Below are 13,323 nucleotides of genomic sequence, written 5' to 3' on the forward strand. Positions count from 1 at the left end.
TTTGCTCAAATATAAAGGCCTTGTCAAGGATAAATAACTTATGAAAAAAATACTTCTTGCCCTGTTGGCGGTGGGATGTTTTCTTCCTATATATTCCCAAACTTATTATCAAAAAGTGCCAAAACTGGTACCTGTTGGGGATGGCACCTATCGTATTTTATATGAGTATGTTCCGGTAAACGAACGAGGCTATGCAAGCCCCATTGTCGTAGGGCAGGAGCAAACGGCGCAGGAAAACGCCGCCTTAAATGATGAGGCTGCCCGCTGGGCGCGCGGGGAAAGCGCCAACAATGATACGCAAAAAACAGCCACCCCTGTAATACAACCCATACAGTCTAAGCGGGAGCAAAAATCAAAAACCGCTGAAAAACCGTATTTATCTATTGGTGCATCCCTTGCCCGTAGTTCTTTTTCCGGCAAAGAAGAGTACCGCGGCTATTCTTTTAAAGATGATTTTTCCGACACGACCCCTTTTATTAAAGCTGCGTTCGGGACCCGAATTAATCCCAATATCCGCACAGAGATTTTTTACCAATATCGTGACGAGATGGAAGATGAAGGAACAAGTTGGGAGGCCTCCGCTAGCTTGCAAGATTTCGGTTTGAATGTTTTTCTGACATTAAACTCCAACTCCAAAAAGGCCAGTTTATTTATCGGGGCCGGCTTGGCTGGCACATTAGTCAACCCCTCTTATAAAGTGAGAGGCCGTGATATTTCCGATTTGTATGATACTGATTTGTATGATACAGATTTGTTTTTTACCCCATCCGGTTATATTGGTATAGAATTTCCGGACGCCTCCGGAGATATTATTACCGACATTACTTTGTTTTACAGCAAAACCTTTCTTAACCGTTCAGACACCATAGCCGGCGTTAAACTAACGCTGGAAGATATAGATAGCTACGGAATTTCCGTAAATATCCGCTTTGATTTATAGAGGCACTTATGGCCCGCTATGTAATTGCCTTGTTGGTTCTAATAAACGCATATAACTCCCTTGGCAGAATGTATCATATAAGATGCATTATTAATATAAAGAGAGGACAAACGGTATTATTTTCCAAGTGATTTAATAAACTGTGCGCCGCCGTGCAGGATAAAATAGCCGATTATATAGACTGCGTCCTTTTTGTGGCAGCGCCTCCAACAGCAAATCTGTTGGGCAAGAGGGCCTCGCTCGTCTGCACGAGCAGTCAGGCCAAGAGCATTGCCATTTACCAAGCGCTTGACTTGTACACCGCCGGCAGAAAGCCATATTAATTGTAATAGTTAAATATTTTTGTAGTTTTTGTAACGCCCGTCGCTTAATACCGGCGGGCTTTTTACTGTTAGTCCTTTTCGTCATCCCGGAAGGTTTTTATCCAGGCTCTTGTTGTTGCAGTTTCTGTCATCCCCGAGTGTTTCTGTCGGGGATCCGTTGTTATCAAAAAAGGAAACGACAGATTCCCGAACGCTCCGCGCCGGCAGGCACTCGGGAATGACAACAAAAACAACAGCAACTAGAACGACAGATTCCGTAACCCTGCGGGCCGCCAAACCTTACGGAATGACGTCTGATTGGGGTTGCCGCACGGCAAGTTTAGGTTTTACTTTAATTGAACTATTAGTCGTCGTACTCATTATTGGCATATTGGTGGCGGTGGCGGTGCCGCAATATCAGGTGGCGGTGGATAAGGCCAAATTTGCATCCAATATGCCGCTGTTGGATGCGGTGGAAAAGGCCCAAGAAGCGTATTACTTGGCAAACGGCCAATATGCAAGCACCTTTGACCAGTTGGATGTGGAAATACCGAAGACCTATGCGTATAAAATGCCCGAGAGTTGGGGTGGAGATTGCTGGGCGACTGGGGAGAAGTGGGGTTATCCGCATATCTGCACCAACCAATGCTATTCTTTTATTGCTCCTTGGACACCGTATGATGCCGTATATTTCCGTACGCATAATTATTCCAGTTCTTATAACAGGGTATGCGTGGATGCCAAAAGAGCCTGTCTTATTGGAAATGAATGGTCAAATTCTACTCCCGCCCGTTGGCGTCGGTTGTGTAACGCCTTAGGCACGGAAACTTCCCAGCGTTATGCCGGGGGAAGCGTTGTTAATTCTCCCACTTGGGATTTGCGCTAATTTTTTATCTAAAATGAGCCTAGTCTCACGGTTTTTGCCTTGTGCGCCGAGAAACCCCATATGCGCACAAACAAAAACATCGCTCCGCCTTTCAAATCCCTGCGGCATAAAGCAGTTTATGCCACACTCTATATTTCTGTATAAATTTAAAAACCCCCGCGGAAATGCGGGGGGTAATGTTGTATAACGAGACAGAGGGAGGGATTTGCCCTGCATAAATTTCCTGACGGAAATTTTGCCCGGGCCCGCCCTCGCGGTGTTCGCCTTTCGGCTTGTGGCCTCAAACTCACACAACGCTGCGGGCTTCAAATCCCGACGCAACATCAAGCAATTGGTGTTGCTCCACCTCTCCATAAATTAAAACCCCCGCCAAAATTAGCGGGGGTTTTAAATTTATACGGAGAGGGAGGGATTTGAACCCTCGAAACCTTGCGGTTTACAGGTTTTCGAGACCTGCTGTTTCAACCACTCACACACCTCTCCAATTATGCCGTCGCCGAGTGGCGGGTATCGGGCATCTACCTCTATTATAGCAAACTTTTGTGCGCTCCTGCGCCGGGCCTACAAATTCCTTATACCTTTTGCAAGAATTGCGCCACCGCCGTCTGCGCCCAGGCAAATTCGTCGTGCCCGCCCACCGGGGACAAAAAACGTTTTTCCCGTCCGATAAAGTCCGCCAGTTTGGCGCTTTGCCGCCACGGAATTGTTTTATCCGCTTGGCTCATACACACCAAAACGGGTAAATTTTCCGGCAGTTTTTTGGCGGATTTTACGTTATCAAAACGGTTGAAATACAAAAAGGGCGTTACCAAAAGCGCCGCCAAGCGGTACCAGCGCGAAGCGGGCGAATAGGCGTGCGTGCGCAAGCATACCGCCATATCGGGCGTACTTAAAAACGGGCTTTGCAATACGAGGGCCTTAAAGGGCAGTTTCCCCAGTTCGGCGGCCGCATACAGCGCGGGAGCGTTGCCCAGCGAGTGCCCAAAAAGAACTATATCCTTGGGCGAAATTTTTAGGTCCTTTAATGCGTAGCGTACCGCGCAAAGCGCATCTTCAAACACCGTTTTTTGCGAGGGTTTCCCTGCTGATAAGCCAAACCCGCGGTAGTCAAACAGCATAACCCCATATCCAAGCGGCGCATAGGCTTGGGCAAACGCTTCAAAGTGTGATACATTTCCGCCCCGCCCGTGGAAAAAAAGCAAGGTTGGAAAGTCGTTTTTCGCCGGGAGATATACTCCGGTAATCATTTTCCCGTCCGGCGCGGGGAAGGCAATATTTTGAAAGGGTAATTTTAAGGGCCAGCGTTTTTTTTGCGGGCGGAAAACAATATGCGCCCCCACGCGCGTCAGCGCGTACCAGACGGCAATTAAAAAGAGTAAAATCAGTAGTCCAAGCATATCTTTATTATATCTTTTGTGGCGGGCGGTCTGCCTGCGGTATTTGGTATAATCGGGGTATGCGTAAACAAGTGTTAGACGAACTTTTTAAAGAACAATTTTTGGACGATGCATCCTATCAAACATTGTTAAACAAACTCCGCCCTGCGGATAAAAGGACGTGGCTGTCCCACCGTTTACTAGCGGCGGGGACAGCGTTTATCTTGGCCGGTTTGGTGTGCTTTGTAGCGGCCAACTGGCAGGAAATGGGCCTCTTGTTGCGCCTTTCTTTGCCTCTTATTGGGCTTGTGCTGTGTGGGGCAATGGCCTCTTACAAAAAGTTGGATAGTTGGCTGGGGCAAAGTTTTGCCTTTGGTGCGGCGGTGATGATTGGGGCCTTTTTGGCGGTCTTCGGGCAAATTTACCAAACGGGCGCTTTTTTATATGAACTTTTTGGCCTGTGGGCGCTCTTGCTTTTGCCGCTTTGTGTGCTTACGCGTAATAAATGGATGGGGCTTTTTACGCTATATGTGGCTACGTTGTATTGGCAGTCGTTCCAAGGGGGAATTTTAACGGACGGCTTTTGGGGCGGAGCCGTAAGCGTGTATTTTGTGGCGTGGGCACTAACCGAGTTCTTGCCAGCCTGCAAGACTTGGGGTGAGGGCTTTAAACGCTTTATTTGGATGCCTTTAAGCGTCTATGCCACTTTATGGGGCGGTTTCTCGGTGGAAAAGGTGTTAAATTTCCCTAATGCGGGGTATTATTTAGCCGCGCTTGTGTTGGCGGGCTTTTTTCTGTGCTATGCGCGGCACAAAAAAGATGCGGCTCGCTTTGCCTGGAACGCGCTCGCCTTGACGGGGCTCGTGTGCGCGTATTTGGTGCAATGGCTGGAATTTAGGATGTTGGGATTACTGGTTTATTGTTTGCTTTTTATTGCAAGCGGACTAATGAGTTACCGCTTTTGGTTTAGCGCGCGGGAGGAAATTAAATGAACACGAGTGAAATTTTAAACGAAGTATCGCCCGAAAAACGCGCGCAGGCCGAAGCCTTTTTAAAACACCGCGAAGCCGTGGCCGTTCCCTTTTTGGTGCGGGCGATGTTGTTTATCGGCTCGCTGGTTTCGGCGGGGTTCTTGGTGTGGATAGCCGACCGTTTACTGGCCGGAATTATCCCGGTGTTAGGGCGCGGCGTGCTGTTTATGGTCGTGGGCTTTTTACTGGGGAAAACGGCCGCCAATTTGCCGCCCTTGCGTGGGGCGTGGCGCCGGCAGTTAGGGGGACTCATTGGCCTGGCCGGGCAGATTATGCTGGCCTCCCGGCTGACCGATATTCCGGGTGTGTCCGTTTGGATGGGTGTGCTGGCTGTGGCGGTGGTCTCTTATCCGCTTTTTAAAAATCCCTTTAACCGCTTTTTGTGGTGTGCGGTGGCGGCCAGCAGTTTGTATGCCCAGGTGGATTGGGAGTGGCACTGGTCTTTTTTTGCTGTGGCGCTTTCCGCCTTTTGCGCGTTTGGCGTGGCGCTTGGAGTGTTTGGTAAGCGCAAGTTTAATTGGTATCCGTTGGCCTATGCGCTTATTTGGTGGAGTATGATTTGTGCGGGAGAAACCGCAGACGTCAAAATGTGCTGGTACGGGTTAAACCCGGCGAGTGCGGTGTTGGCGGGGTGCGTGGCCTTGTACGGGGTATTTTTCCATAAGGGCAACTGGACCCGCGGGCAAATAGCATTTGCAGCGGGGGCGGTGGTGCTAGCCGCTCTTTTAAATTGGCCGACGGTTTTGGCCCTTATTTTAATGTACACCGGGTTTACCCTGCGCGACCGCGTGCTGGAAAGTCTCGGCACGGCGGGCGTGGTGTGCGGGCTCTTTTTATTTTACTTTACCCTAAATGTTGCGCTTTCCACCAAGGCGGCCTTGCTGGTGGCCTCTGGACTTATTTTGTTGGTCCTGCGGAGGATATATGCGAAATAAACTAATTTTCCTTTATGCTATTTGTTTGGCGGTGTGCTTTGGGGGCTATGCCATTTATACCCAGCACGCACTGAAAAAGGCACAGACCTTTTATTTTAAAATAGAAAACCGGGATCCCTTGGCGTTAATGAGTGGGGAATATATGCAACTAAATTACTCTTTTGAGTGGGAGTTTATTGTTGAAAAAGCACCCGTCAAAGAAGTAACGCTGTACGTGGATGAGCGCGGTGTGGCGGGAAATGTCAAAACGGATAAACCGCTTGTTATTCCTGTACACCGTATAACGGGGCGTTTGCCACACCAGTTTTATTTTAAAGAAGGAACCGCCAAAAAGTACGACACTGCCGCCTATGCGCAGTTAAAACGCTTGCCAGACGGACGCTTTTTAATTAGCGGGCTGGCGGATGAAAAGTTAAAATTGCTGTAAGGGGGAATATATGAGCGAAAGTTGTAATCACGATTGCGCCGCTTGCAAAAGCGGATGTGCCGGGCATAACGCCCAAGCAATGCCCAAGGAAAAACCGCATAAATTAAGCCATATAAAACACGTTATTGGCGTGGTGAGTGGCAAAGGCGGCGTGGGCAAAAGTTTTGTTACGGGGCTGTTGGCCTCGGAAATGGCGCGCAGAGGGTTTTCGTGCGGCGTGTTGGATGCCGATATTACGGGTCCGTCCGTGCCTAAAATGTTCGGCCTGCACGAACGCGCCACCGGCGACCAGAACGGCATTTACCCGGTTAAAACCCAAACGGGCATACAGGTAATGTCTTTAAATTTGCTCTTGGAGCACGAGACCGACCCCGTCATTTGGCGCGGTGCGTTGATTACGGGTACGGTGCGCCAATTTTGGACGGACGTCATTTGGCAGGATGTGGATTATTTGTTTATTGATATGCCGCCCGGCACGGGGGATGTAACGCTGACGGTGTTCCAAAGTCTGCCGATTGACGGTATTGTCATTGTATCCTCGCCGCAGGAACTGGTGCAGATGATTGTGGGCAAGGCCGTTAAAATGGCTAAAATGATGAACGTGCCCGTTTTGGGGTTGGTGGAAAATATGAGTTATCTAAAATGCCCCGATTGCGGAAAGGAAATCTCCGTCTTTGGCAAAAGCCGCGCCGAAGAGCTGGGCAAAACCTTTGGGCTTTCGCCCGTGGTCCGCTTGCCGATAGACCCGTCTGCCGCGCAGGCGGTGGATGCGGGGCGCATAGAAACCGTGCGCGAGGACGCCGTAAACCCACTGGCGGATAAACTTGCCGCCCTGTAAAAAGAGGCCTAACCGATTATAGGACCATTGGTACCGCCGGGTGGGGCCAATGGCCCTTGTTTTAGGGGCGGATATATTGAATAATATGATGGAAATAATTTTGTCGTAAAGGACCAGATATGAGAGTATTTTTAGCCATTTTTTTAAGTGTTGCGCTTTGTTCCGGCGCGTGGGCGGGTAATCCTTTAAAAAATATTAAAAAGGGCGTCGGGGCGCTAAAGAAAGCCCCGAAAGTGGCAGAAGTAAAAATCCCCAAAGTGGCCGTTCCGAAAGCCAAAGTCCCGGCTGCGGCTCTTCAAACGCCCCGGTTTTCGGTGCCGATTCCCAATGCGGCGGTGCGCTTGTCCGTTTCCCAGCAGGTGGACGAAGCGACTATTGCACGCGTATTGCTTAAAAGCCCTGCGCTAATGCACGCCTCCGCCCTGCCCGCGGTAAAGCCGTACCGCACCGATTTAATTAATATCCAATTGCAAATTGCGCATTTAAACAAGTACGCCACCGCCGAAGATATTTTGAAGAATCACAATCATCCCGCCGTTTTGGCCGCTTATAAGGCCTTGGAGGATATGGCCGCTATCGGTATTTACGGCTCGGTGGACGATATCCAATTATTACTGGCTTCGTACCAAGCGTTTGCGGATTCTGCCTTGGAGCCGATAGCCTTAACTACGGTGTCGCGTTCCTTGATTGCGCTGGGGATGTACCCGATGTTGGAAAAGGTTTTGACCAATGCCAAACCGACTTCCGCGCTGGAAGCCATTAACGAATTTTTGACGCATTACAATTTCCCGGTTAAGGTACATAGCCATACGGCCTATGCCTCGGTGGAACGCGTAAACGAGATGTCCGTTCCGTTGGGACCCCTTTCCAGATTAAATGGTAAATTTACCGTTGAGGCGACGAATAAATGGGTGCTGTCCGCCTATGAACGCCGCTTGCCCAAAAAAGCGCAAACTAAACCCGTATCGCCTGCGGCGCAAAAGCCCGCCGCCACTGATACGCCCGTGCAAGCCCCGGCGGAACCCGCGGAGCAGGAACCTGCGGCGCAGTCCGTTCAAGAAGATGCGCTATCCTATGACCCCGTTATTCCGGTGTTGGACGAAAAACCGCGCCCCGGGTTGGTCAGCAAGGTTTATCCGTCCGGCCTGCGCGACGAGGACAGTTTGGTGCGCGATTGGCTGATTTCCTTTAAAACCGGATATTTTAAACCGCGCAACCAAGTGGAAGCCATTATGGGGATGTCGCCCGCCAAGGCCAACAACTTAATGGAATTTTTGTATTATATGCCCTTGGACGAAGCCGAGCGCGTAATTTTAACCCCAATCCGCGAGAAGGGCCGCCTGCCGGACTTTATGTACGATGCGCGCTTGATTGAGGGCACGCGCCGCCTGCCTGCTGGATATTATAAAAATAAATTTAACGAAAACGTAAAACGCTTTGTGGAACTGGCCGACGGGGAAAACACGCTTTACGAGTTTGATATGGAACTCAAAGACCTCGTCAGCAGTATGGCTGATTACAGTTTTAAGCAGGGCTTTGCCTATAAAAACAGCCCGGCCCTTACAAACGGTTTGCGCGCCAACTGGCACAAAATTGAAGTGGCTATTAACCGCCCCGGTTTAAAGGCGGACCGCGAAATGGTAAACCGTCTGTGGAACGAGCCCGTAGTACTGGAAGACGGCACCAAGGTCAGTTTGCGTGATTACTTTACGCAAACGCGCTCTACCGCGTTTTTTAAAGAAGGCAAAACCCCCGAATTTTATTTGAACAGCGACCGCTGGGTGTCTTGGGAAAACGAACGTCGCAACTTGGCCGCAGCTGAATACGTCGGCCGCCCCGAAAAAACAACTTGGTGGGATAAGGTTCAAAATTGGTTAGTATTGGGCAACTCGTCCCAGTATTTAACGCTGGACCAATTTGGCGATGTAATGCGCACCGAGTTTGAAAAGGGGTTTGGCGGCGCGGCGGCGGACAGCCCGTATTTGGACTGCTTGGCCGGAGCGGAGGACGAAGGTCCCTCTTCGCTGACGATGAAGGTAAACAACTTTGATAAAGTGGGCGGCGTTTGTCAGGCCGCATTTGGCGACGGCGGTTATATGGGCCGTGTGGAAAAAAATTACGACGGCACTTCTACCGTCAGCCGTTTTGAACCGCAAAATTTTACCAATGTAAAAGTGGTAACCTTTGATTTAAAAACCCTCCAACCGCGTGTGCAAACCTTAAAATCCGTGCCCTATTTAAAGGATTTAAAAAAACCGGATGTGGACCAAGTCCGCGCCGGGACAATGGTGGGCGACGGTTTGGACCCCACGCGTGATTTGCTGGATGTGCGCCAGGCGGATAAAGCGCTTTTAACGATTCCTCATTTAAAGGCGACCATTTATCCCTTTGCCCGCTTGGGGGCTTATACGGGTGTGGTACCGGATTATTTGACAGGTGGCGGACTCGGCGGATATTTGGCGCTCTTTACGCCCGATTTTTATCCGCTTAAAACGGTTTACCGCCTGCGCTTTAACGGCTGGAAACCCTATTTGGAAAAAGCGTATTACGTCCGCAAGGAAGTTCCGGCTCTTTCCGGCGCGATTCACCGCGACCGCCTGACGTTTAGCGAACAGGTGCAAGACCGCGTGGTTAATCCTGCCGAAAAGACCGAAAAATAAAGCCTTTTTTAGTAAAATCCCCGCTTTTAGTCCGGCGGGGATTTTTGTCTTCTTCCAAAAAAGCGTTCTTTGGGCGTAATTAAATGTTACAATGAGCGTAGGGGGAAAAAGTATGAGTCTGATTTTAAGCAAATTGGCTGACACAATCGGCGACTCGCCGACCTTAAAAATAAACGCAGCGGCCCGCGCCTTAAAGGCCGCCGGGCAGCCCGTAATTCACTTGGGCGGCGGAGAGCCCACTTATCCGGCCCCGCAGGCGGCGGTGGATGCTATTATCAAAAAAGCGCAAAGCCGCAAAATTAAATATTCTCCTTCCTCCGGCACGCCGGAGTTGAAAAAAGCCGTTTTGCATTATACGCTTAACCAATATGCCCGCCGTTACGAGCCCGCCAATGTCCTCGTGTCCGCGGGGGCGAAGCAGGCGCTTTTTAACTTTTTGCTTGCCGCGGTAAACCCCGGCGACGAAGTCATTTTCCCGGCCCCTTTTTGGGTAAGTTACCCCGAAATGGTGCGTATGGCGGGGGGAACGCCCGTTATCGTACGCCCGGCGGAAGGGTTAATGGTGAAGGCCGAACAAATTTTAAAGGCCGTTACGCCTAAAACCAAAGCCATTTTGATTAACAGCCCGTGCAATCCGTCGGGCCAAATTTACAGCGCGGATTTTGTAAAAACCATTGTGGAATTTGCCGAAGCCAACCAAATCTTTTTGGTAATGGACGATATTTACCGCGAACTTGTTTTTGACGGACAAACCACGCCGAACCCCTGCCAATATGCGCAGGCGGCGGAAAATTTAATTATCATTAACGGTGTATCAAAACTCTACGGCCTGACCGGGCTCCGTATCGGTTGGGCGGTGAGTGCGAATAAACCGCTTATTGCCGCTATGGGCCGTATGCAGGCGCAAAGCACATCCTGCAACAGCGATTTGAGCGAAACCGCTGCGGCCGCCGCCTTAATGGGCGACCAAAATGTAGTGGCGGACCTTCGGCGCGTATTGCAGGAAAACCGCGATGCGCTGCTTGCCGAGGTTGCCAAGATTCCCAATGTGCGCGTGCAAAAGCCGCAGGGAACCTTCTATTCGTTCATAGATTTTAGCCACTATAACGATGATTCCAATGCGCTTGCGCAGTATTTGCTGGAAAAAGCGTTGGTGGCCGTAGTGCCCGGAAAAGCGTTTGGAGCGGAAGGGTACCTGCGCGTCAGTTTCTGTGCGGACAAAGCCTCCATTATTGAGGGCGTACGCCGCATACGCTGGGCGCTGGATAAAACCGCCCCGAACGAAATAAAAATCGGGGATAAATTAGTTACGAGGGATTAAAATGAAAACATTAAATGCTAAACCGGATTTCTTTAAACCGGATTATGGTTTGGAGCACGCCGGTATTTCTACCAATAAAACCGTGTACTGGAACTATTCCACTCCGGCTTTGTACCAAGAAGCCTTGGACCGCAAAGAAGCCAATGTGGTGTACGGTGGCCCGCTGTGCGTAAGCACCGGCAAACACACCGGCCGCAGCCCGAACGACCGCTTCTTCGTGGAAACCAAAGACATTGAAGGTAAACTCTTTTATAACAAAAGCAACAAAGGTATTAAACCCGAATACTTTGATAAAATCTTTGCCAAGGTAAAAGAATATGTAAAGGACAAAGACCTCTTTGCCCGCGATGCGTATGTCGGTTCCAGCGAAGCCTCCCGCCTCAAAGTGCGCGCCATTACGGAATGCGCCTGGACGAACTTGTTTGTCAAAAATATGTTCATTGAACCCAAACGCGAAGAATTAAAATCCTTCGTGCCGGAATTTACGCTTATCTGCCTCCCCAAAATGAAAGTGGACCCCGCCACCGACGGCACCACCAGCGAAACCGCGATTTTGATTAACTTTGAAAAGAAGATTATCTTGGTAATCGGCACCGAATACGGCGGCGAAAACAAGAAATCCTTGTTCACGGTAATGAACTTCCTCTTGCCGCAGAAAGGTATTATGACGATGCACTGCTCCGCCAACGTGGGCGATAAACAAGACAGTGCCATCTTCTTCGGTTTGTCCGGTACGGGCAAAACCACCTTGTCCGCCGATATGACCCGCGGCCTCATCGGCGACGATGAACACGGCTGGGACGATGAAGGCGTGTTCAACTTTGAAGGCGGCTGCTACGCCAAAGTAATCCGTTTGAGCCAAGAAGCCGAACCCCAAATTTACTCCACTACGCAGAGCTTCGGCACCGTGTTGGAAAACGTGGTCTTTGACCCCGAAACCGGCAAACTCAACTTGGACGACGACACCTTGACCGAAAACACCCGCGCCTGCTATCCGCTTAACTTTATTGAAAACGCGGTGGAAAGCAAACGCGCTCCGCATCCGAAAAACATCATTTTCTTGACCTGCGACGCTTTCGGTGTAATGCCGCCTATTTCTAAATTGACGCCCGACCAAGCCTTGTACCACTTTATCAGCGGTTACACCGCCAAAGTGGCCGGTACGGAAAAAGGCGTAAAGGAACCGACCAGCACGTTCTCTACCTGCTTCGGCGGTCCGTTTATGGCCTTGCACCCGTCTGTGTATGCCGAACTTCTCAAAAAGAAAATTCAAGCGCACAAAGTGGATTGCTGGCTCGTCAACACGGGCTGGATTGGCGGCCCCTACGGCGTCGGCCACCGCATCAGCATTAAATACACCCGCGCGCTCTTGAACGCGGCTTTGGACGGCAAATTGGCGAAGGTGGACTTCATCACCGACCCGGTGTTTGGCTTCCAAATCCCGACTTCTTGCGAAGGCGTACCGTCTGAAATTTTGAACCCGATGAACTCTTGGGCCAACAAGGAAGAATATATGGTAAAATATGAGTCCTTGGCTAAGTCGTTCATTGAGAACTTCAAAAAGTACGAATCCGGCTGCTCTAAGGAAGTTTTGGCCGCCGCGCCGAAAGTAAAATAAGCGCGCAGTCAGTTAATTTAACGGAGCCGTTTGGCAAGTAACCCTTACCAAGCGGCTCCAAATATACTAAAATTTAATAAAGAGATTTATCTTTCACACAAATAGGAGAATTAGTAATATGGCAAAAGCAAATGCAAAATTTATGGCCCCGTTGACCCCCAGCGCCGAATTGGCCGCCGTAGTGGGTTCCGCGGCTCTTCCCCGCACCGAAGTTGTTAAAAAAATGTGGGAATACATTAAAAAGAACGGCTTGCAGGATGCCAAAAATAAACGGATGATCAACTCTGATGCGAAATTGGCCCCGATTTTTGAAGGCAAAAAACAAATCAGTATGTTTGATATGAGCAAATATCTTTCCAAACACTTGGCCAAATAAGCCCTTTGGAAGACGATTTAAACCCCGGCGGCATAACTTTGTGCTTCCGGGGTTTTTAACACCTGTACGCGGGGAAACGGCACAGAAAATCAGCCCTTAATTTTATATGCGGAAATTAACAGATGAACTTGCTTATCAGGTCTTGTCGGTGGTGGAGGAAATCCCCTCGGGCAAGGTGGCCTCTTACGGGCAAATTGCAACTCTAATCGGGCGGGAGAAAAACTCCCGGCTGGTGGGCAAAATTTTAAGCCGCGCCGAATATTACGGCGAGTATCCCTGCCACCGGGTAGTGAACCACGCGGGCCGGTTAGCCCCCGGTTTTGCGGCGCAAAAGAGCCTTTTATTAGCGGAAGGCGTACCCTTTAAAGACGCTGTTCACGTGGATATGAAGCGCGCCCGTTGGGACTGCTAACTTTTTAATTTTTCTTACCTTTTTTCACTTTTTATAAATCCAACTTTTTTGTTGTTTGCCTTGTCGTTTGGTGGCGACATTACAAAAGGAGTGTTGCCTCATAAATCAAACGAGTGCGGAAAATCTGCCGCCCGCAGGGTTTTCAGAATCTACCTTATGGGTAGTGGTTGTTATTTAATGAAGTCATACTGGAAGGTTTCT

At 49.8% G+C, this 13,323-nt stretch carries 12 protein-coding genes and 1 tRNA gene; 11 read left to right on the forward strand and 2 right to left on the reverse strand.

Annotated features, from left to right (window positions below):
• Positions 1-40: 40 nt before the first annotated feature.
• Positions 41-940 carry a hypothetical protein gene (locus B2118_RS05405; RefSeq protein ID WP_428053911.1) on the forward strand — a complete coding sequence of 300 codons (900 nt, stop codon included), beginning with the start codon at positions 41-43 and terminating at the stop codon, positions 938-940.
• Positions 941-1,549: 609 nt separating this feature from the next.
• The gene (locus B2118_RS05410; protein WP_428053913.1) at positions 1,550-2,128 is read left to right on the forward strand and encodes a type IV pilin protein; all 579 of its coding nucleotides are present in this window, start codon (positions 1,550-1,552) and stop codon (positions 2,126-2,128) included.
• A 398-nt stretch (positions 2,129-2,526) separates the two neighbouring features.
• Here the strand turns inward: B2118_RS05410 and B2118_RS05415 are convergent.
• Both B2118_RS05415 and B2118_RS05420 read right to left on the reverse strand, forming a co-directional pair.
• Positions 2,527-2,611, reverse strand: a tRNA-Ser gene (locus tag B2118_RS05415).
• Between the two features lie 89 nt (positions 2,612-2,700).
• A complete protein-coding gene (locus B2118_RS05420) occupies positions 2,701-3,525 on the reverse strand; it encodes an alpha/beta hydrolase (RefSeq protein WP_428053915.1) in 825 nt (274 codons plus the stop codon).
• 59 nt (positions 3,526-3,584) lie between these two features.
• Between B2118_RS05420 and B2118_RS05425 the strand changes: the two genes are divergently transcribed.
• The 9 genes from B2118_RS05425 (at position 3,585) to B2118_RS05465 (ending at position 13,122) form a co-directional block, all read left to right on the forward strand.
• Positions 3,585-4,496 carry a DUF2157 domain-containing protein gene (locus B2118_RS05425; protein WP_428053917.1) on the forward strand — a complete coding sequence of 304 codons (912 nt, stop codon included), beginning with the start codon at positions 3,585-3,587 and terminating at the stop codon, positions 4,494-4,496.
• Positions 4,493-5,470 (forward strand): DUF4401 domain-containing protein, encoded by a 978-nt coding sequence (locus B2118_RS05430; protein ID WP_428053919.1) that lies wholly within the window; start codon positions 4,493-4,495, stop codon positions 5,468-5,470. Before B2118_RS05425 ends, B2118_RS05430 begins: the two co-directional genes overlap by 4 nt.
• Positions 5,460-5,897: a GDYXXLXY domain-containing protein gene (locus tag B2118_RS05435; RefSeq protein WP_428053921.1), complete on the forward strand. Its 438-nt coding sequence runs from the start codon at positions 5,460-5,462 to the stop codon at positions 5,895-5,897. The genes B2118_RS05430 and B2118_RS05435 overlap by 11 nt, the downstream gene beginning before the upstream one ends.
• Before the next feature lie 10 nt (positions 5,898-5,907).
• Entirely contained in the window at positions 5,908-6,735 is an 828-nt protein-coding gene (locus B2118_RS05440) for a P-loop NTPase (RefSeq protein ID WP_428053923.1), read from the forward strand.
• A gap of 119 nt (positions 6,736-6,854) precedes the next feature.
• Positions 6,855-9,395 carry a hypothetical protein gene (locus B2118_RS05445; RefSeq protein ID WP_428053925.1) on the forward strand — a complete coding sequence of 847 codons (2,541 nt, stop codon included), beginning with the start codon at positions 6,855-6,857 and terminating at the stop codon, positions 9,393-9,395.
• 112 nt (positions 9,396-9,507) lie between these two features.
• Positions 9,508-10,716: a pyridoxal phosphate-dependent aminotransferase gene (locus B2118_RS05450; RefSeq protein WP_428053927.1), complete on the forward strand. Its 1,209-nt coding sequence runs from the start codon at positions 9,508-9,510 to the stop codon at positions 10,714-10,716.
• A gap of 1 nt (position 10,717) precedes the next feature.
• Positions 10,718-12,334, forward strand: a complete 1,617-nt coding sequence (locus B2118_RS05455; protein WP_428053929.1) for a phosphoenolpyruvate carboxykinase — start codon at positions 10,718-10,720, stop codon at positions 12,332-12,334.
• 118 nt (positions 12,335-12,452) lie between these two features.
• Complete coding sequence (locus B2118_RS05460; RefSeq protein ID WP_177745655.1) at positions 12,453-12,710, forward strand: SWIB/MDM2 domain-containing protein; 258 nt, start codon at positions 12,453-12,455, stop codon at positions 12,708-12,710.
• Between the two features lie 106 nt (positions 12,711-12,816).
• Positions 12,817-13,122: an MGMT family protein gene (locus B2118_RS05465; RefSeq protein ID WP_428053931.1), complete on the forward strand. Its 306-nt coding sequence runs from the start codon at positions 12,817-12,819 to the stop codon at positions 13,120-13,122.
• The last annotated feature ends 201 nt before the right edge of the window (positions 13,123-13,323 follow it).

This window comes from Candidatus Avelusimicrobium stercoris (assembly GCF_002437085.1).
In the GTDB taxonomy this organism is placed as follows: domain Bacteria; phylum Elusimicrobiota; class Elusimicrobia; order Elusimicrobiales; family Elusimicrobiaceae; genus Avelusimicrobium; species Avelusimicrobium stercoris.